This window comes from Paenibacillus sp. FSL R7-0273, from assembly GCF_000758625.1.
Classification (GTDB): Bacteria; Bacillota; Bacilli; order Paenibacillales; family Paenibacillaceae; genus Paenibacillus_AQ.
Genome location: NZ_CP009283.1, coordinates 1,161,056 through 1,181,038, shown reverse-complemented (window position 1 = coordinate 1,181,038; position 19,983 = coordinate 1,161,056). Strand labels below are relative to the sequence as shown.

The following is a 19,983-nucleotide window of genomic DNA, read 5'->3' as shown; positions in this document are numbered from 1 at the left end:
TGTCACTCCCCCAGTCTGCTTAGACTATCCTGACCGTTCTCCGCCCCATACGGCAGATGCAGCAGCGCTTTCGTTCCTGCTCCGGGTGTACTTTCCAGCTTCAGCGTATAAGGCTCACCATAGCGGAGCCGGATACGGTCGCGCACATTGGAGATGCCGATGCTGTCACCGGCTCTTCCCGATGATGGCGGCACTCCCCCGCCGTTCAGCATATCCAGCGTTTCCGGCTCAATGCCCTGCCCGTTGTCACTGATCCAGATCAGCAGCTCCGTACCCTCCGGATTCACTTCCGCTCCGACCTCAATCTGGAGCAGCCCGTCGCCGCTGTGCAGAGACCCGTGAAAAATCGCATTTTCCGCCAGCGGCTGCAGAATCATCGGCGGCACCTTCGCTCCCAGTATGTCCTCGTCTACCTTCCATTCCACCTCAAAGCGGTTCGTATACCGGAGCTCCATAAGCCGCACATAATGCCGCAGCAGCTCAAGCTCAGCCTCCAGCGGAACCTGCTCACTGTCCAGCTTCATATTGGCCTGCAGCAGCTTGTTGAGTGACTGCAGGAGGCGGGCTATCCCTTCGGACTGCTGCAGTACAGCCAGCATGCGGATCGAGTTGATCGTGTTAAACAGAAAATGCGGCGTAATCCGTGCCCGGAGTGCGTACAGCTCTGCTTCTCTTTTTTGCCGCTCCTTCTCTTCGATCGACTCGATCAGGATGCCCAGCCGTTTCACCATGGTTACATAGCTGAGATGAAGCTGGCCGATCTCGCCCTGCATGGGCGGAGCGGCCGGAGTTACGAACAGCCCGCGTTCCACATCACGCATAGAGGAGATCAGGCTGCGGATCGGCTTCGCCAGCCCCCTGGCCAGCAGCAGCGACAGCAAGCCTGCAAGCGCGGTAATAATCAGTACCAGAACAACCGTAAAGTTCCGGATGACATTGGCATCGCCCAGCAGCTCCCCGCGGTCAATCAGCAAATAGCTGGTCCAGCCGAGATATTCGCTGTAGGCATATACGCCGGTGGCCGCATCCAATCCGTCTCCCAGCGCAGGTACGGTAATCATGCCGCGCACCGCACCGTTTTGCGCCGCCCGCCCGGCAGCAGCACTGAGAAACCGTTGATTGTCAGCGGACTTAGTCGAGTAGATCAGCTCCCCTTTTTCATCAGCCACCATCACATGCATGCTTTTCAGCTGAAAGGAACGGACAATCTTGTCCATAAAATCCGGCCGGATATCCACCGCCACCACACCCGCAGGCGTAAAATCATCATTCAGCAGTACTCTCGAAGCCGTAATCGTCTGAAAAGGAGCGCTGTTGAACTGCTTTTCCAGCCTCAATCCGGATATAGCGATCCCTCCGTCACGGCTCAGCGTCTCCCGGTACCACTCTTCATTCTCCGGACTGACCGCCTCATTAATGGATGACCTGTCGCTGACCCTGTACCCGTAAGTGTTGCCTGTGCTGCTGTAGAAGACGAGACCCTGAATCGTGGAAAAGATCGAAGGATATGTGACAAGAAGCTTGGCAAACTGCTGCTGGCTCTCAATCTCCTGATAGCTCCACTGGTCACGAGGCACGTACGGCTGATTCAGAATCTGAAAGATTTCCGGTGTAAAATAAGGGAAGGTGCTGAACCGGTCCACATCCTCAACCTGCCGCTGGATCGCTTCATTCAGTTGCCCGGCGATAACACCCAAATCCTCATTGACCCGCGCTTCCAGTGTCCCGACCGATTTAAAATAAGCCATCGTGCCGATCACCATTGACGGTATAATACCTAACAGGAAGAAGGCGAGCATCAGCTTGCTCTGATAAGTGAGATTATTCCACCGCCGCATTCTCCATCCCCCTCAGAAGGCTTTTAAATTTCATTTATTATAAGGGATACATCCAGGCCCTGCATGCGAAAAATCACTGTAAATCTCTAGCATTCCCCCTTCACCTAACCGGCCGGGCAGTGAAAAAGCCCGTCAGAATCACCTTTATAACTGACATGAACGTATCATATATTTATCGATAAAAAATATATTTGTAAACTTTAATGACACAGGTATAATGAAGCTTATGTTAAATTCAAAATAAATGCAGCCCCACATCCAGTATGAGAAAGGACTTATACCATGAGTGAGAATATTTCTGTTATTCCTTTGGACGGCTTAACGCCGGATAGCGGATTCCAGCTAAATCAGCTGCTGACCGACACGGTGGAGGACGGCGCCTCAATCGGCTTCCTCCCGCCGCTCGCTGAAGCTGAGGCAGCTGAATACTGGCAGGGAGTGCACGGTCCCGGTGTACTGCTCTGGGTTGCTATGGAAGGCGAAGCCATTGTCGGTACCGTTCAGCTCCATCTGGCGCTTAAGCCGAACGGGGCACACCGGGCCGAGCTGGCCAAGCTGATGGTTCATCCCGCTCACCGCCGCAAGGGCATCGCGGGCCTGCTGATCGATGCGGCTGAGCAGGCCGCGGTTGCACACGGCCGGACCCTGATTGTCCTCGATACGCGGGAAGGCGATCCTTCGAACCTGCTCTATCTTTCGCGGGGATACATAGAGGCAGGCAGAATCCCCGATTTCGCTATCTCTGCTGAGGGCGGACTCGATACAACGGTGCTTTATTACAAGAAGCTGTAGCAGCAGTCAAAAAGAAGCGGCTTTGGTCCCGTAACACGGGAGCAAAGCCGCTTTATTTATTGCTGGCTGCCCATCATTGCAGCTGCTGATAAATCTTATACAGCACCTGCGCAGCTTGGGCTCTGGTGGTAACGCCTTTAGGATTCAGAGCTGCATTGCCCTGCCCGTTAATGAATCCGAGCTTAACCATTGCAGACAGATCTTCCGCTGCATATCCAGCGACTTGGCCGCTATCTGTGAATTCCTTGAGGTCTCCGGAGATACCGGCCTGAAATAGAGGATCTGCTGCACGCAACGCTCTCATGGTCATTACAGCTATATCCTGTCTGGTGATCTCCGCACCGGGATTAAAGTTGCCGCCGAAGCCTACCGTAATTCCGAGGGCTCTGGCAATACCAATTTCCTCATAATACTGGTTAGTTGCATGAATATCGCTGAAGTTCGCATTAAAATCCGCTGACAGGCCCAGTGTTCGTACCAGCCATGCCAAATACTCGATTCTCGTAACCGTGCTGTCCGGGCTAAAGTCTGTAGACGAGCTCCCGTCTATGAAGCCCTTGGAGGCCATTGTTTCTACCGCTGGCCGGTACCAGGCATCCGGTGCTACATCACTGAAGCTCTTATGGGTGTAAGCAACAGCATACGTACCAGGCTGAGTAGTGTTAAATACTACCGCCTTTTTAGCAGCATCATATTTGGCGTGCCTGATCTGAGCCGGCTTTCCGTCTGCATCAATATGCCATACAGTCAGGTATCCGGAAGTAACCAGCTCATGAAGCGAAGGAAGATACGGAATCCGTATTTCAACTGGTGTATCCAAGGCATTCCCGGCTACTGCTGTTCCGTCTATTTTGACAGCTACACTGATTACTGGTCTGCTGCCGGCCATGCTTTGGGTAACAGGATCAAGCATAGTGCTGCCGGCGCTACCTATAGTCAGTTCAACAATTTTGGCATCTGCAGCCGCCTGATTTAGTATTGCGGAAGGCACAAGTATCGTACCGGAGCCTGTTACGACCTCTATTAACACATTTGCTGTATCCGAGCGCAGTGCAGCGGCAGGAAGCTTAACCGTATATCCGCCTGCGCCTTCCATCACCGGAACTGCCACTCTCACAGTCTTTACTCCATCGCTGTCAGCTTTGGCGTTGGCCAATGCTTTATTGATGTCCTCCTGACTGATTGATAGCCCGGCCGCTATGCCGGTCACCGGATCGAGCTTCAGTGCTGAAGCCTTGATTACAGCTCCTTCAACAGTGTTGGTCTCAGGAGCCGGTGCCGGTACGTACACTGTTGCCGGCGGTGAGGTTGGCGCTGGTGTTGCTGTCGGCTCCGGCGTTGCTGTCGCTGTCGGCTCTGGTGTCGCTGTCGGCTCCGGCGTCACTGTCGGCGCTGGTGTCGCTGTCGGCGTTGGCGTCGCTGTCGCTGTCGGCGTTGCTGTCGTTGTCGGCGCTGGTGTCGCTGTCGGCGTTGGCGTCGCTGTCGGCGCTGGCGTCGCTGTCGGCGTTGGCGTCGCTGTCGGCGTTGGTGTCGCTGTCGGCGTTGCCGTCGCTGTCGGCAATGGCGTCGCTGTCGGCGTTGCTGTTGCTGTCGGCTCCGGTGTCGCTGTCGGCAATGGCGTCGCTGTCGGCGTTGCTGTTGCTGTCGGCTCCGGTGTCGCTGTCGGCGTTGCTGTCGCTGTCGGTGTCGGTTCTACAGCCGGACTTTCAATGACAACTTCAAGGAATGGACTCGCTTTATGCGTGGCCGTTTCCTTAAATCTCACCTCATAGGTTCCGGCGTCAAGTCCTGTGATCTCTGTACCTGTGATGGCCGTCCAGAGCTCTGTACCGGCTCCCTGTTTCCGGTATTCCATCCCGGAGGACACGCCGGTGAGCTTCCCGTCCTTAGCGTCAGCTGCACTGACATCCACACCTTTAACCTCTTCAGCAGACGGCGGCACCTGTTCCTGCTTCTGCCCTTCCGGACGGCTTACCTCCCATTCCCATAAGCCCACTCCATTGTCGCCCGCTGCTGACTGCTTCGTCATCGTAACCCGCAGCGCCTTAACCTCAAGCACCGGATCGAACCCGTACGGATTCACGGATTCTGCGGGATTATGCTCAACCACCTTGATGCCCTCGGTGACTGTTCCGGCTGTAACCCATTCATTCGTTACACTGTTCAGTGGAATGTAAGAATACACGTACTTGGTAGGCGGCGTGATTCCGCCTGCATCTGACCACAGCACCAGATTGGAGTTTTGGATTACAGCGCCCTGCGGCCAGTCATACTGCACCCATTCCGCTGCCCCTGCATTGCCCCAGGTTCCCCAGTGCGGCAGATTAGTGCCTGTCTTTTTCCCGTCATTCACTGCGGCAAGACTTTCCCAAGGCGAAGTGTAGCTGGATGATACATTGGCCAGATAGGCCATATTGTTATCATGCGGGCTGAGCAGACGCAAGTCTGTCAGCAGCTTTTCAAGCGCTAGGGTAACTTCGCCGTCTGTGGCAGCCAGATTTTTAATCACAGCGGAAGCATCAGCCTTCGCAGCCTCAACCGGTGCAAGACCCGGTGCGTCAAAGTTAGCAGCGTTCAAAGTATTAACATAGTTATACAGCTTGATCAGCTCTGCCTTATCGACCGCACCTGTATAGCCGTAGACCTTCCATTCCAGAATCCCGCTTCCATTGGCGGCTGGCTTCATATCCATCCGCACGCCTGTAATATAGGCAGGCTCAAAGGTGGTTGTGTTGTATTTGTTAAGCTCATTGCCAAGCCCCTTCACGGCTCTCGGGGTATACCATTTGCCGTCCCCGTCACGGAGCATCAGCTGCATCTCCTTCGGACGGAAGTTTCCGCCGCCGTCCTGGAATACATAGACATCCATGGAAGAGGCGAGAAACGGCTGATCCCATTCGTATGTTACCCAGGCCGGATCTCCTTCCCGGCCCCAGTTATGCCAGGCGCTGTTCGGTGCCCCGCGGTTCGGCGAGAAATCGCCTGAGCTTTTGGGCTCGATGCCGTTGTTCATCGCTTCCGGATACCCGTCACCGCCGGAGAAGCTGGCGGACGGTTTAGCGGTCAGCGCGGCATTTGACAGCCCGGAATTCACGACGTATACAGTAGCGCGCACCTCAATATCGCTATCTATGACTATGCCTTTGGCTTCAAACTGACCCGCAGCTCCATAGCTGGCCGGATCAATAGCCTCCCACTGAATGTCCCGCTCCCCGTAGCCGTCTTCCGACAGGACATTTACCTTACCCGGTAGAACTGGGGCTGTATCCTTTTTGGTCACTGTACTGAGTGCCCGGTAGGTGTTCACTGTGTCCTCTTTAATCTCAATTGTGACATCCTTGCTGCCTTGTTTGTCATCGTCTGACGCCGTAAAGGTAAACACATAAGTGCCTGCCTTGCTGACGCGGGCATACGCTGTCTCTTTATTACCGGCGACAAAAGTAACCTCACCGGCACCCTCCGGCTTCTGCTTAACCGTCCACGCATAGGTCAGCTCCGGCTCGAATACGGCGCTGTGCACCGGATCGGGAACGGCCGAGCCGGACAATATGACGATGCTGTTGTTCGCCACATCCTGAACGGCAGTCACCTGGCTGATCACCGGAGGCTGCTTCTCAGGCGGCGCAGCCAGCTGGAAGGTCACCTCGCCGGAGCCGGTCTTCGCCCCGTCACCTGCGGTAAGCCGTAACGTATAGGTGCCTTCTTTTGAACCCGTAGCCTGTGTAATGTTTGCCTTCGGATGATCGAAGGTGAGCTTGCCGCCTTCCGGCGTGCTGACAATATCCCACTGGTAGGTGAGGCTGCCGCCCGGCGCACCGTCATCGGTTACAATGCCGTTAAGCATAAACGGAATCAGCGCCTGCGGCTTTTGCACTGCAACCTTTGCCGTCACCTGCGGAGCTTCATTTTCGCCGGTATCCGCCTTTTCGATGACCAGCTCAGCCGTCTTTGCGCTGCTCATATGGAACATGGCCGTACCTTTATTGTTCTGTACATAGAACTGTCCGGCATCTGCACCATCCAGCTTGATTGTATAGTAGCCGTTCCCGATGCCCGCCCCGTCAAAGGTAATCCGCGAAGCATGCTCCTTCTCCGTCGTATTCTCAAGCTGCAGGGTAAAAGCTTTACCGTCTTTGCGGATATCCGCGCTTGTCACCTTATCGTTCCCGGACACCAGATACAGCTTCTCATCCAGCAGATTGATCCGTCTGCCGAACCCGTCTTTTGGCGTGATCTGATAGCTGTCTCCTCCGTCCGTAACCAGGGCGCCGTATCCGAACAGCCCGAATACCGGATCGGTCACAATATCGGCACTGATGCTGAGCAGGGAACCGTACAGGCCTTCCTCCGCTTCGCCGGAAAAATCATTCCAGCCGTTATTCATCACCCGCGAGCCGCCGTCGAAGACGTCCTTGGTGCCGGTTCCTCCCTTGTACATGGAATATCTCCAGGAGGTGCTGCCCACAGACTGCGCGGCTATCTGCCCCATGTTGACGGCGTTAAAGTTGGAAATCTTCGCTGCATAGTTGCGCTGCTGGGCGATGGCGGTCTGCTCCTCCGATCTTCCGTCATCCTCATAGCGCAGCCAGTCATCCATAATATAGCCTGCCAGTGAGGCGGTGTACTGGAAATTCCACCAGCCTTCGCCGCCGCGGAATACCGGTACGGAATAATGGAACCAGGTAGGCTGGATGCCGCGCATGGCGCGTGTCTTCCAGTCCGCCATTTCCATGCTTTGTTCGGCTGCCGCTGCGCGTCCGTCGTTCGGATAGTAGGTGCGCAGCGCCTTGGCTGCCGCATATGCCCCTTCCTCCCCGGTGTTATCATACTCAAACTCGGAGCCGTAAGGATAATTGGCATTGGTCATATTGCGGCCTTTATCCAGGGCGAACTTCCGCTGCAGATTGGCTGACTCAGCCAGCATGCCCTCTTCCTTCAGCGCCTCGATCATATCCGGGATCTGCTGCTCTCCGTAGAATCCGATTGCTCCGCTGGACACCCGGTTGTAGTAGATGCCGTAGGCTTTTTCCAGATAATATTGCGGGGACTCCCGGTACTCAATCAGGCTCGGGTAGGCCTTCTGAATCCGGTACATGTTGAAGAAGCCGGTCGCTTCCATCATTTCCGAGAACGCCCGGGTATACGGCTGCTCTTTATCCGTAAAAGCCCCCGAATCTCTAAGATAGTTCGCTACCGTATAGCTTTTCTGTGTATTTTTCATATACCGTTCCCACATGAAGTCGATCAGGTACGTTTCGATGGAGCTGATTTCAGCGGGATCGGGATCAAGCACATTTTTCATCGTCATGAAATTGATATTATCGTGGCTCCAGTCGTCCCCCCAGTGGCTGGTGTTCTTATCGAGGCCGCCGGTGAGATACCAGTCAAAATAGTTGCCGTAAGTCGGACTGTCCGGGTCCTTATCCTGCGTCTGCTCCACCATAAACGTAGAGTGGGCCTCCGAGGTCTGGTCCAGCTCAGCCAGCACATTGAATTCATACTGGGTGAATTTATCGACCCATTCATCGCCAACCTTCAGCCTGTAATTCACACGCACACTGTTATTGCCGATGGAACCGAACTTCAGCGAATAGATATGATGCTGTTCACCGTCAACTACCTTTGTCTCTACGAACTCGTATGCTTCATCGTAGCCCGGATTCCCGTCAGCCAGGCCGCGGCCTGTGCGGGAGTTGTTGACCATCTCCGCTCTTGTTTTGCCGGGCTTGATATCCGGGATATGCTCTTCGTCAAACGGATCATTCTCGTCAACATTCTGGATATCGATCGACTGTACGTCGATAAGGCTGTCGTCATAGTGCAGATCCAGCTTGGCTGGCATATTAATCGCTGTCTGGAAGCCCGGCACCGCCACGGCATCGATCATGCCTGACTTGTACAGGATAGAACGAAGATTGGCCTCACGGTCTTCCATCGAGGTGGAGCTGTTGTTGGGGCTCTGGGCATTAGCCTGCGGCGTATTGTCGCCTGCCCGGACGGCGGAGAATTTGAACTTATATGTCTTCTCCTGATCCGGTCCCAGCACCAGGCTGGAGGCATCGGTGTAATAGCCCCGTCCGGTCTTCTGGATGTCCTTTGAGTGGATATACAGCACATTCAGCCCCGGATACCAGCCGCCGCTGTCGCCGGTCCAGTTCGCGAAGGTATTGCCGGCACGCAGCTCTCCGCTTTCCTGCATCCAGTAGTCCACATATTCGATCCGCGCGCCGCTCTCCGGCACAGGGCTGAACAGCATGAAGTTGCCTTCCCCGCTGGTACGGATCGCATAGGAATATCCGCTGTCTGCCCCGGCAAAATTATGCACAGTTACGCGGTCATCGTAAGTATCGGATAAGGTCCGGTATTTGTTGTTCCAGGGCATCGGCAGGCCGATATCACCGAACTCAATATATTTGCTGCTCTTGTTCTTCAGCGTGATTTCCCACAGCAGCGAGCCGTCTTCGGTATCCATATCAAATACCGACTTGACGTCAAAGCCCTTCATCACCCGCTGGGCTGTGGAATCCAGGCTCTGTCCCGTGAAGCTGACTTCTACCTTTTTGCCGTCTGCGGAGGCCGTCTTTTTGATATAAGGGTTATCCGGGTTGATGGTGGAAACTCTGGTTGATCCGCCTGCGGCCAGCGTTTTATTGGTATCCACTTCTGTAAAGCCGTCTCTGTTGTCGGGGAATTGTGCACTGTCACCCGTGCGGTAAGCAAAAATCATCTCACCCATCCACTGGTGCTGGACATCATTCTGCGGTGATGTCGTGTTCGGCAGCACAAAATTGATCGGCGCCCCTTTTTTATTGGCGGGGTTATTGTTAATGTACAGCTCCTCAATCTGGCCCAGATCACCGACCTTGGCAGACAGGCTGGCATTAGAGATATCGTTCTTTACTGCGGCTGCCAGCAGCTCTGCACCTGCCGCGGATTCTGCACCTGCATAGAGAGGGACTGCCTGGATAAGCATCAGCAGCGCAACCGCCAGCGGCTTCAGTTTTCGTGTAATCATTCCCATCATAACCTCCCGTTCGGACTAATTTTTTAATCCGGTAAGCGTGATTCCCTCTACAAAATATTTTTGGCCAATCAGGTAGAAGATGACGCCTGGAGCAAAGGAAAGACAAGTCGCGGCCATTGTCAGCGGCCAGTCACTTTTGAGCTGGCCTCTAAAGTTAGTCAGACCGAGCGCAATCGTATACTTATCGCTGGAGTTAATATAGATCATCTGCTGCAGCAGATCATTCCATAGCCCGATGAAAATAAAGAGCGCAACAACGATCATGGCCGGACGGATGGCCGGCATAATGATGCTGAACAGAATCCGGAAATAGCCAGCACCGTCGATGGTTCCCGCCTGATCAAGCTCGCGCGGAATCGACACAATAAACTGGCGGATCAGGAAGATGTTAAAGGCGCCGCCCCCGCAGAAATAAGGCAGAATCAACGGCCAGTAGCTGTCATTGAAGCCCAGCCCCCGCGTCCAGCCGATATACAGCGGAATAAGCGTGACCATTGCCGGCAGCAGCATGGAGCCTACGCACAGCGCCCAGAGCAGGCTTTTCCCTCTAAACCGCAGCCTCGCAAAGGCATATCCGCACAGCGTAGCTGTAAAGGTACCTGCCAGACAGGAGGGGGTGATAATAACCATCGTGTTCCACAGGTACTTCCAGAATTTAAAGACCTCCAGCGTCTTCCCGTAGTTGGAAAACAGCCATTTATCCGGCAACAGCGAAGGGGGATAACGGTAGATTTCAGCATTTGTCATGAGCGAGGTGCGGAAAATCCACCAGATCGGGAAAAAGGCGATCAACGCAAGCAATACGACGGCGGCGAAGGTTACAAGGTTCATTATCCTGTTTCTGCGTTTTTTGCTTTTTAGTCTGCCGTATGCAGCCACGCTCATTTGTCGTCGCCTCCCTCGTTAAAAATCCACCGTCCGGACGTTTTGAACAGCACCGTGGTAAAGACAGCAAGAATTGCGAAAATAATCAGCGTGGTCGCGCAGGCGTAACCCAGCTTGTAATTTACAAAGGCCTGATCGTACATCAGATAGGTCAGGAACCGCGACGAGTTACCCGGCCCCCCATTGGTTAAGGCCAGCGCCGGTGTAACGATCTGGAGATTGGCAATCAGGCTCATCAGCAGATTATAAAAAATGATCGGTGTCATGCACGGCAGGGTGATATGCAGGAAGCGCTTCCAGCCATTTGCTCCATCCATCTCCGCTGCTTCATGGTATACCACCGGCACATTCTGCAGCCCGGCCAGAAAGATAACGATCAGATTGCCGGCGAGCCAGACCGAAATCAGGGAAAGTGAAGGCACGACATAGCTGGAATCGGCGATAAAGAGGATTTTATTCAGGCCCAGCTCGGAGAGCAGGTAGTTAAAAAAGCCGAAGTTCCCCTCATAAAGCCAGGACCAGCCTACGTAGATGGCAGTAGCCGGCAACACATACGGCACATAAAACACAGCCCTGAAAAAGCCTCTTGCCGGAATTTTACGGTTAAGCAGCATAGCGATGAACAGCGAATAGACCATGCTTCCGGCCACCGATAAGCCTGCAAAATAAAGCGTCGCCAGGATCGAATCCTTGATGTAAGGATCGGTTGTAAACAGCTTGATATAGTTATCCAGGCCGATAAACTCCGGGCTCTTCAGCCCGGTCCAGTTCGTCAGGCTGATCCCCAGAACTCCCGCAAGCGGAAGGTACGTCAGAAAGATCAGTCCCAGAAAAGCAGGAATCAGACAGATATATGCGGTGCGCGCCTCGCTTGCATGAATACGGGAAGGCTTACGGGGACGGCGTTTCTGCAGCTTAGTAACGGTTTCCATATCTCGCTCTCCCTCACGATTGAAGGAGGGCCGCCTTCTGTGCTTTTGCAGCCCTACCGGCGGTCCTCCTTCTTCTCTATTAGTTGCCGCCGGCGTGGATGGCCTTCAGCGCTTCAAGATTTTTGGTGATCGCTTCCTTCGCGGTCGTTTTTCCGGTCCAGACATCACCCAGAACGGAGCCGAGCAGCGTGTTGAAGTCTGTTGTATAGTTCGTATAGAACCATGCGGCCGGTCTTGCAGCCGGGGACTGGGCATAATCAACTACCGCCGACTTGTATTCGTCATATGGCGGGAAATTCGGATTTTCAACCCATTTGCGGGTGAGCGTCTCATCCTTATACCATTTATCCAGCGTCGGCATCCAAATGCCCGAGGAGATCAGCTCCCAGTTGTTTTCCTCGGAGTTGTACCATTTCAGCCATTCCATCGCTTCCTTCGGATGCTTGGTCTGGGAGAAGACGACGTTGGCACCGCCTGTGCTGATCGTTACCTTATCCTTCATATAAGGCAGGACGGCTACGCCATAATTAAGCCCTTCCTCCTTGGCCGAGTTCAGGCTCGTTCCTACATTCCACTGGCCGTTTGTCGCCATAGCGACTGTACCGGCAATCACTGTACGCTGGATGCCGTCATCGGTCTGTCCTACGGACAGCGGGGCTACATGATCCTTCAGGTACAGGTCAGCCACCCGCTGAATGGCTTCCATGCTGGAATCTTCCCCAATCCGGACCTCTGCTCCATCTTCGGAGTAGAAGCCGCCGCCGTTGCTGAGCGCCCAGGCTTCCAGCTGCCATGGAAGATTCTCGACGGAAGCGCCGAACTGGACGATACCCTGTTCATCAAAGCCATCCTCGCCGGGATGCTTGCCGTTCTTGTCGAGGGTCAGCTTCTTGGCCGTCTCTACGAACTGATCCCAGGTCCAGGCCTGATCGAGCACTGCCGGAGGGTACGCAACACCCGCTTTATCAAACATGTCTTTGTTATAGTAGAGCAGCAGAATTTCGTTGGCAGCGGCATAGGCCACGGTATTGCCCTTGTGCCTGTAGGCCAGACTGTCGAGCGGCTTGCTGTCACTGCCCTCATACATAGCGCTTACATCATTAAGCATGCCTTCGGAGGACCACTGGATAACACCGTCTTCCTTCAGCATCCCTGTATCCGGCAATTGGCCTGCCGTAGCGAGCGTATTCAGCTTGGTCATGTAGTTCTCCCAAGGGATCGCCTGCACCTCGACTTCGATTTTGTCCTGCGAGGCATTGAACCGGTCAGCCACCTTCTGGGTGGTATTCCCTTCTGCGGCGCTTCCCCACATCGAGTAGATGATTTTGACCTTTTCAGCAGAGGCCTCGGAGGTTTTGGCCGGCTCCGCACTTTTGCTTGCCGTGTTCCCTGTGTTCCCCTTGTTTCCTGTGTTTTCCGTGTTCGACGCGTTATTACCACAGCCTGCGGCGCTCACCATCAATGCAGTCAGGATAAGACCTGCTCCCAGTTTTTGTGCTGTTTTCATGCTTCTGATCTCCCCTCATCATTTGCTTCGTTTACCCGGCCAGCCTTCAAATCTTATAGAAATCGTTAGCCAAACCTTTTTGTTAAACGTTTAAATAAAACCGAAATCAAAAGCCCCTTCTGCAGCTTTACAAACCCTGGCACTTTTCCCCTACAGTATATTTTCAAGTCTGATCTTTATAACGCAATTATCAAAAGAAACGTGATGCTTCAACGGTTCAAACCGTATCAGACCTGATATCAGGTTAAGTCCCGCCCCCTTTACAACGGCTCAAGCTCTAAGATAATCGTTTAACAAAGAATCCAAGCCAAGTAGATCTCCCCTGTTTGATTGATTGCTGCTGCTCTTCCCCTCCCTCGTCACGGAAGCGCTTACTTAATTGTAGCACCCCCCATTTCAATTGAAAAACCGATATTACAACCTATATTTATAAAATTTCAATCTTTTTGCGCTGAAGGGTTGTTTTGCGGAAACCGAAAGAGCCCGGAAGAGCCTGCCCGTAAATAAATAGTTCAAAAAAAGAATAAATGATTATATATTTTCACTGTTCATCATAGCTCTTTACTTATACCGGGAGTTGGGATACATTGGGTGCAACAGGCAAGGCATAGCGGAATGCATTTTCATAATTGCAACCTTTGGAGATGGAGGAGCCTATTAGATGAACGCGCCCATCCTGCATTTTATTTCGCCGCCAATTCCTTATTTCGTGGACTGCGGGCATGCATCGTACGAGATTGGTGATTATCATATAGACCGTAACTGCATAGGGGTGTTTGATTTAATTGTGGTTGTCAAAGGCCTTCTGCCGGTCGGGGAAAATGGTATTTTGCGCGAGCTGGGTGAAGGTGAAGGCGTAATCCTCCTGCCGGACGGCCATCATTACGGGTTTGCCCCCTGCACTGTGCCGACCGAAATCATCTGGATTCATTTCCAGACCTTTGGCAGCTGGCAGGAATGTGCCGATATGAGCGAATGTCTGCTTAATCAGCAGATCCTGTTTGAGGAGCACAAGAACAAAGCCTATGTTCATCACACCGACCTCTGCTCCATCTTTCTGCCGAGGCTCCTGAAGATCTCCGCCAAGGCGATGGAGCTGCTGGAGTTATTTTTCGAACAGGAATCGGAACCGAAATCACTGCGCAACTGGCGGCGCCAGGCCAGCTTCCAATCCTTTTTGCAATACCTGGACCGGAGCCTTGCCTCACCGAGCGATGCCACCGCAATCCATCTGGCCGAGCAGATTGAGCTGTACATCCGGAACAATTACATGCACGAGCTAACCAATCCTGTTCTGCAAAAGGAACTGAACTACCACCCGAACTATCTGGCCAAAAGCATGCTGAAGGTCTTCGGCATGACGCCGATGGCCTACCTGCAGTATTACCGGATTGAACAGTCCAAGCGGCTGCTGCTCCAGACCTCCTGGTCTGTGGCCCGTATTGCCGAGGAAGTCGGCTTCCATCATGTATCCCACTACTCCTCCTGCTTCTCCAAGAAAGAGGGACTCTCCCCTTCGGCCTTCCGCAGCAAGTTTGTGAAGGAGCGGTAGTGTCTGTTTGAGTTTGCTTGGAGTGCTGGTGGAATTTTAGAGCCATTTAAGTAGTGTTTTACTCCTTGAACTTTTAAAAGAAAATCGATCTGAGACAAAGAGCAGCGGAATTAATCGACATTCCCAAAAGTACACTTAAATAGTCTGCAAACAGCTCGCTGAAGAGATTAGTTGGAAAAAGTACAGCTAATTGAGCCGTATATCGGAGAATGAAGGAGTATTATCGAGAATAGGTTACTTTTTTAAAACTAAATGCTTAAAAATCGCCAAAATAGGAGAAATAGGTTACCTTTTTACACTTAATGTTCAACTATGGATGGTGGTGCAGCGCCGGAGACAGGGTGATTTGTAGGCATGCGCTCTGTGTGAGCTAACTGGCTGTAATGTTAGATGGAAATCCACTAATTGATTAGTTGCAACCAGGGTGCAAGCCGGATTAGTTGGAAAAAGTACACTTAAATAGTCTGCAAACAGCTCGCTGAAGAGATTAGTTGGAAAAAGTATAGCTAATTGGGCCGTATATTGAAGAATGAAGGAGTATTATCGAGAATAGGTTACTTTTTTAAAACTAAATGCTTAGAAATCGCCAAAACAGGAGAAATAGGTTACCTTTTTACACTTAATGTTCAACTATGGATGGTGGTGCGGCGCCGGAGACAGGGTGATTTGGAGGTATGCGCTCTGTGTGAGCTAACTGGCTGGGATGTGATCCTGAAGCTCCCTCCTCCCTACACAAAGCGGGTTTTTAACGGAAGCTGATGCAGCGGCTTCGCCGTAACCCTAAAGCCTATACACTCATTTATCAAAAACTCTCTCTAATCCAACATTCTCTCTTATCCAAAAACATACCCTTTTATCCAAAACACACTCTTGCATCAAAAAAGCCGCCCCTCCCGGGAACGGCTTCTTTACAATACTAACAATTACTCTAGCCCCTTACCTTAAGCCCACCACATATCAATCGGCTGCTCGCGGATCAGGATCGACTGCAGGTTGGTAACGGCACGCTGGAAGCCTTCGTCCACTGACATCAGCGGGTCCTCATGCTCGATGCTTACCACATAATCATAGCCGTAGGTGCGCAGTGCGCTCATCATATCCGACCACTCGGACAGGCTGTGACCGCAGCCGACGGAGCGGAACGTCCACGCCCGGGTCTGCACATCGCCGTAAGGCTGCATGTCGGTCAGACCGTACATGTTAATGTTGTCCTGATCAAGATAGGTATCCTTGGCATGGAAGTGATGGATCGCTCCGGCCTTGCCGAGAATCTTGATTGCGCCCACCGGATCAATACCCTGCCACCATAGATGGCTCGGATCAAGGTTAGCTCCGATGGCATCACAGGTCGCTTCTCTCAGCTTCAGGATCGTGTAAGGCGTATGGCACAGGAAGCCGCCGTGCAGCTCAATGCCGATCTTCACACCATGCTCCTCTGCCAGCTTGCCGATTTCCTTCCAGTACGGTATCAGCTTCTGCTCCCACTGCCAGGTCAAAATGTCGCTGTATACCGTAGGCCAAGGGGATACCGGCCAGTTCGGCGCTTTAGCTTCTTCACTGTCTCCGGCGGTGCCGGAGAAGGTGTTCACCACCTGAACACCCATCAGCGAAGCCAGCTTAATCGACTTGCGCAGAATCTCGTCGCCCTGACGTGCCTCCTCCTTGTCCGGGGAGATCGGGTTGTTATGGCAGCTGAATGCGCTGATCATAATGCCGCGGCTGGTGAACTTCTCCAGGTAAGCCTTACGTGCTTCCTCGCTGGCCAGCAGCTCGTCAGTCGGGCAGTGCGGATTGCCGGGATTGCCGCCTGAGCCGATTTCTACAGCATTCAGGCCTGCGGCCGCGATTTTATCGAGCATCTCTTCAAGAGTCAAGCTTCCGAATACGGGATCAAATACGCCTAATTTCATTTATACGCCCACCTTTTCACGAATTGGCTCCAGAGCCTGGGAATGGCCGTACACCGGATAATCGCGCTTGGTTGGTGCGCACCAGTTTACGCCGTTGATGATAACCTTTTGGATTTCTTGATGGTAATAAGTCGGATGGGATTCATGGCCCGGCTGGAAGTAAAAGATTTTGCCGCTGCCGCGCCGGTAGGTCGAGCCGCTCGGGAACACGTTGCCGCCCTCGAACCAGCCGACAAAGATCAGGCTCTCCGGAGCCGGCACATCAAAATGCGCCCCGTACATCTCTTCCTGCTCCAGATCGATATATTCGCCGATGCCTTCGGCAATCGGATGGCTCGGGTCCATCACCCACAGGCGTTCCTTCTCGCCCGCTTCGCGCCATTTCAGATCACAGCTGGTGCCCATCAGCTTCATGAAGATTTTGGACATATGGCCGGAATGCAGCACAATCAGCCCCATCCCCTGCAGCACACGGTTATAGACCCGGTTCACGATCTCGTCACTGACCTCCTGATGGGCAATATGCCCCCACCATACCAGTACATCCGTGTTATTCAGCACTTCCTCCGTCAGTCCGTGCTCCGGCTCATCCAATGTCGCTGTAGCTGTGTCAAACCCGGCGTCCTCCAAAAATCCGGCTACCTGCGTATGAATGCCCAGCGGATAGACCTGGCGGATGCGCTCTTCCTGGAGCTCATGACGATACTCATTCCATACGGTTACTCTTGTCACTATAGGACACACTCCTAAATTCATGTATGGGTAAATCAGTCTTCAAAAAACACCGGCAGCCCTGTCTCGGACGACTTATAGATCGCCTCCAGAATCCGGGTTACCACCAGGGCCTGCTCCGGTTTTACAACCGGCTCTGTATCGTTAAGGATGCTGTCAATCCACTGCGTGGCTTCTACCAGCGCCGGATCCTCGCCTGCACCGTCGTAGAAATCCACGCCCGCGGCATCCAGCCCGATATGCTTCTCGTAGGTTTTGCCGTACTCTTCGCCGTTGATACGCAGGCCCTTCTCCATATCAGCCCCGCCTTCTGTCCCGCAAAGCGTTGTCTTGGCTTCACCGACATCCAGGGTGTTCAGCGCCCAGCTGGCTTCCAGCACAATGCTTGCTCCGTTCTCCATCGTGATGAAGCCGATTGCCGAATCCTCAACCGTGAACTTCTCCGGGTCCCACGGGCCCCAGGCGTTGGCGGCATTTTTGCGGCCGGACAGCTTGTGGTAAGCATTGCCTACCGCATATTTCGGCTTGTAATTGTCCATCATCCACAGCGTCAGGTCGAGCGCATGGGTGCCGATATCGATCAGCGGACCGCCGCCCTGTGCCTCCTCATCCAGGAATACGCCCCAGGTCGGCACCGCACGGCGGCGGATTGCCTTCGCTTTGGCATAGTAGATTTCTCCGAGGTCATTGTTCTCACACATCCGGTGGAGGTAAGCGGAATCGGACCGGAAGCGGTTCTGGTAGCCGATGGTCAGCTTTTTGCCGGTACGCTTGGCTGCATCAATCATGGCCTGGGCTTCTGCCGTCGTCTTCGCCATCGGCTTCTCGCACATCACATGCTTGCCTGCCTCCATCGAGGCGATCGAAATTTCCGCATGGGAAATGTTCGGGGTACATACATGGATTACATCTATATTTGTATCTTTCAGCAGCTCTTTATAGTCTGTGTAGACCGCTGCGTTCTCATCTCCAAATTCCGCTTTGGCCTGCTCGGCCCGTTCAGGTACGATATCGCAAAAAGCAACCATGACAGCGCCTTCCACTTTACTCAGTGCCGGCATATGCTTGCCGGTCGCGATGCCGCCGCAGCCGATAATCCCCACTTTTAAGGTCATTCTCTGTATCCCTCCAGCTTATGTTGTAATCTCTCTGCCTCTATCATACAAATCCTGCGAAGCGCTTTCTTCCTGTATTCTTGCCCTGTTATTCCCGAATATTGTCTTGTGATATTTCAGCGGCGAAATGCCGGTTGCCGACTTAAAAAAATGATGGAAGGTCTTTACGCTGCCAAACCCGGCAGCTTCGGCGACGGCAGACATCGGCAGATCCTCGTTGAGCAGAATCCATTTGGCTTTGTTCAGCCGGTATTCATTGAGGAAGGCGATGAAGGTCATTCCGGTATGCTTCTTAAACAGCTTGGTAAAATAATACGGGCTAAATCCCATATGCCCGGCCACCTCGTTAAGGGTGATCTGCTCCTGGTAATGCTGCTCGATATAGATAAAAATCCGTTCCAGCCGCTCCATCATCTCCCGGGACTGGGACAAGCTATCTTCTGAAAATTTCGGCAGCCTGCCGGTGTTATTCCTCGGTACTTCCCGTAATATAACAGCCAGCAGCTCAAATAAACGGGCTTTGATCAGATAGGCATAGCCTTCCCCCCGCCGGGTGTCCTCCTCATATATGCTTTCGATCAGTCCGATGATCCGCCCGGCCGTCTCCTGAGGCCAGCCTGAGCTGGAATGCTCCATCACCGTGAACACCTCGCGCAGCGAAAAATCAGTGCCGCAGGTGGCCGCCAGCTCCTGAAACAAACCCAGGTCGAACTGGAGAACCACCCGTTCACTCTCCGGCGAAGCAAGGAAATAATGCACGTCTCCCCCATTGATAAACTGCACTTCCCCCTGCTCCATGCGGATTGGAGTATCATTTATTCCCAGATTTAGTCTTCCTTTAGTTACGTAAATCATTTCGATTTCTTTATGCCAGTGCGGATAGCAGAGCTCATCCCCGCCGCAGATCAGGCTGCGGAAAGGAAAATGCTTGTCCACATCCGGAAGCTCGAGATAGATGCTCATAAGCGCGGCTCCTTGTGCGTGTGGTCCTATTTTAGGGATTATCATAATCGGGTCGTATTCTAAAGCTATCGTACCTTAACCCTATTCGCAAAACAAATGCCGTGGCATCCTCACCAACACAAAAAGGACAACGCAAAAAGGAGCCTGTCCGGCTCCTTCCATTACATGTGCATCAGTTCTGCATTCTACAGCTTAATCTTCAGCACAACCTTGCGCACCGCTTCCTTGCCGCCGGCCTCAATCCCGGTCATGTGGCCGTCCTGCGGATAGCAGACCACCAGCGCCCCGGGCCCTGCGGTTACCGCAGATTGCAGCTCTCCGGTGAAGAACACCGCGTCCTTCTCGGCGCTGTATTCCTCTTTTACCGCCAGCTGTTCAATGGCTGCATAGCCGATCCGCTCCGTGCCTTCCAGAATATAATGCAGGTCCAGATTCATCCGGTGCGCCTCCCAGAAGCAATCCCCGGCATCCTTCGTTTCATATTCATTAATGAAGTAGAACATATTCTCATCGACTTCATGGCGTCCTGCGGCTTGTCCGCTGAAATCCGTGTCCCGCAAAAAACGCAGCCCCGCCTGGATTTTCTCCCCGTAAGCAGCCTCATTCTCTAGCAAATGTCCCAGTGTGTCTACGATCAAGCCGATCATCTCCTGCATTCTCTGATTACCGCAGCTGCGGCATACAAAAAAGAATAATGGATTCCATGCGCCGCAGCTATGCATTTGTTCACGCT

12 protein-coding genes are annotated in these 19,983 nt (G+C 53.1%); 2 read left to right on the top strand and 10 right to left on the bottom strand.

All coding sequences use genetic code 11. The features are described 5' to 3' along the window. Window positions 1–2: 2 nt before the first annotated feature. On the bottom strand, window positions 3–1,838 hold the full coding sequence (locus R70723_RS05030; protein ID WP_039870263.1) for a cache domain-containing sensor histidine kinase: 1,836 nt from the start codon (window positions 1,836–1,838) through the stop codon (window positions 3–5). A gap of 282 nt (window positions 1,839–2,120) precedes the next feature. Between R70723_RS05030 and R70723_RS05025 the strand changes: the two genes are divergently transcribed. After that, a complete protein-coding gene (locus tag R70723_RS05025; RefSeq protein WP_039870261.1) occupies window positions 2,121–2,630 on the top strand; it encodes a GNAT family N-acetyltransferase in 510 nt (169 codons plus the stop codon). 73 nt (window positions 2,631–2,703) lie between these two features. Here R70723_RS05025 and R70723_RS34215 read toward each other — a convergent pair whose 3' ends face one another. From R70723_RS34215 to R70723_RS05005, 4 genes are all read right to left on the bottom strand, one after another. Next, window positions 2,704–9,645 carry a DUF5695 domain-containing protein gene (locus R70723_RS34215; protein WP_144027125.1) on the bottom strand — a complete coding sequence of 2,314 codons (6,942 nt, stop codon included), beginning with the start codon at window positions 9,643–9,645 and terminating at the stop codon, window positions 2,704–2,706. Window positions 9,646–9,669: 24 nt separating this feature from the next. Next, on the bottom strand, window positions 9,670–10,539 hold the full coding sequence (locus R70723_RS05015) for a carbohydrate ABC transporter permease (protein WP_039870259.1): 870 nt from the start codon (window positions 10,537–10,539) through the stop codon (window positions 9,670–9,672). Next, a complete protein-coding gene (locus R70723_RS05010; protein ID WP_039870258.1) occupies window positions 10,536–11,471 on the bottom strand; it encodes a carbohydrate ABC transporter permease in 936 nt (311 codons plus the stop codon). The genes R70723_RS05015 and R70723_RS05010 overlap by 4 nt, the downstream gene beginning before the upstream one ends. A 79-nt stretch (window positions 11,472–11,550) precedes the next feature. Then, window positions 11,551–12,978 carry an ABC transporter substrate-binding protein gene (locus R70723_RS05005; RefSeq protein WP_039870257.1) on the bottom strand — a complete coding sequence of 476 codons (1,428 nt, stop codon included), beginning with the start codon at window positions 12,976–12,978 and terminating at the stop codon, window positions 11,551–11,553. Between the two features lie 661 nt (window positions 12,979–13,639). Here R70723_RS05005 and R70723_RS05000 point away from each other — a divergent pair. Continuing rightward, window positions 13,640–14,530: a helix-turn-helix transcriptional regulator gene (locus R70723_RS05000; RefSeq protein WP_039870254.1), complete on the top strand. Its 891-nt coding sequence runs from the start codon at window positions 13,640–13,642 to the stop codon at window positions 14,528–14,530. A gap of 941 nt (window positions 14,531–15,471) precedes the next feature. On the opposite strand, the gene R70723_RS04995 is transcribed toward R70723_RS05000, so the two are convergent. The 5 genes from R70723_RS04995 to R70723_RS04975 form a co-directional block, all read right to left on the bottom strand. Then, entirely contained in the window at window positions 15,472–16,440 is a 969-nt protein-coding gene (locus R70723_RS04995) for a sugar phosphate isomerase/epimerase family protein (protein WP_039870253.1), read from the bottom strand. Next, the gene (locus R70723_RS04990) at window positions 16,441–17,172 is read right to left on the bottom strand and encodes a ThuA domain-containing protein (protein WP_039870252.1); all 732 of its coding nucleotides are present in this window, start codon (window positions 17,170–17,172) and stop codon (window positions 16,441–16,443) included. A gap of 35 nt (window positions 17,173–17,207) precedes the next feature. Then, window positions 17,208–18,287 carry a Gfo/Idh/MocA family protein gene (locus R70723_RS04985; RefSeq protein ID WP_039870250.1) on the bottom strand — a complete coding sequence of 360 codons (1,080 nt, stop codon included), beginning with the start codon at window positions 18,285–18,287 and terminating at the stop codon, window positions 17,208–17,210. An 18-nt stretch (window positions 18,288–18,305) separates the two neighbouring features. Beyond that, window positions 18,306–19,250, bottom strand: coding sequence for a helix-turn-helix transcriptional regulator (locus R70723_RS04980; protein ID WP_047171026.1), 945 nt, complete (start codon window positions 19,248–19,250; stop codon window positions 18,306–18,308). Window positions 19,251–19,435: 185 nt separating this feature from the next. Beyond that, on the bottom strand, window positions 19,436–19,897 hold the full coding sequence (locus R70723_RS04975) for a NanQ anomerase/TabA/YiaL family protein (protein WP_231574826.1): 462 nt from the start codon (window positions 19,895–19,897) through the stop codon (window positions 19,436–19,438). Window positions 19,898–19,983 lie beyond the last annotated feature (86 nt).

Excerpts from the sequence above, each read along its gene's own strand:
- R70723_RS05030 (WP_039870263.1), bottom strand. The coding sequence starts at position 1,838 with ATGCGGCGGTGGAATAATCTCACTTATCAGAGCAAGCTGATGCTCGCC.
- R70723_RS05025 (WP_039870261.1), top strand. The coding sequence starts at position 2,121 with ATGAGTGAGAATATTTCTGTTATTCCTTTGGACGGCTTAACGCCGGAT.
- R70723_RS34215 (WP_144027125.1), bottom strand. The coding sequence starts at position 9,645 with ATGATTACACGAAAACTGAAGCCGCTGGCGGTTGCGCTGCTGATGCTT.
- R70723_RS05015 (WP_039870259.1), bottom strand. The coding sequence starts at position 10,539 with ATGAGCGTGGCTGCATACGGCAGACTAAAAAGCAAAAAACGCAGAAAC.
- R70723_RS05010 (WP_039870258.1), bottom strand. The coding sequence starts at position 11,471 with ATGGAAACCGTTACTAAGCTGCAGAAACGCCGTCCCCGTAAGCCTTCC.
- R70723_RS05005 (WP_039870257.1), bottom strand. The coding sequence starts at position 12,978 with ATGAAAACAGCACAAAAACTGGGAGCAGGTCTTATCCTGACTGCATTG.
- R70723_RS05000 (WP_039870254.1), top strand. The coding sequence starts at position 13,640 with ATGAACGCGCCCATCCTGCATTTTATTTCGCCGCCAATTCCTTATTTC.
- R70723_RS04995 (WP_039870253.1), bottom strand. The coding sequence starts at position 16,440 with ATGAAATTAGGCGTATTTGATCCCGTATTCGGAAGCTTGACTCTTGAA.
- R70723_RS04985 (WP_039870250.1), bottom strand. The coding sequence starts at position 18,287 with ATGACCTTAAAAGTGGGGATTATCGGCTGCGGCGGCATCGCGACCGGC.
- R70723_RS04980 (WP_047171026.1), bottom strand. The coding sequence starts at position 19,250 with ATGAGCATCTATCTCGAGCTTCCGGATGTGGACAAGCATTTTCCTTTC.
- R70723_RS04975 (WP_231574826.1), bottom strand. The coding sequence starts at position 19,897 with ATGATCGGCTTGATCGTAGACACACTGGGACATTTGCTAGAGAATGAG.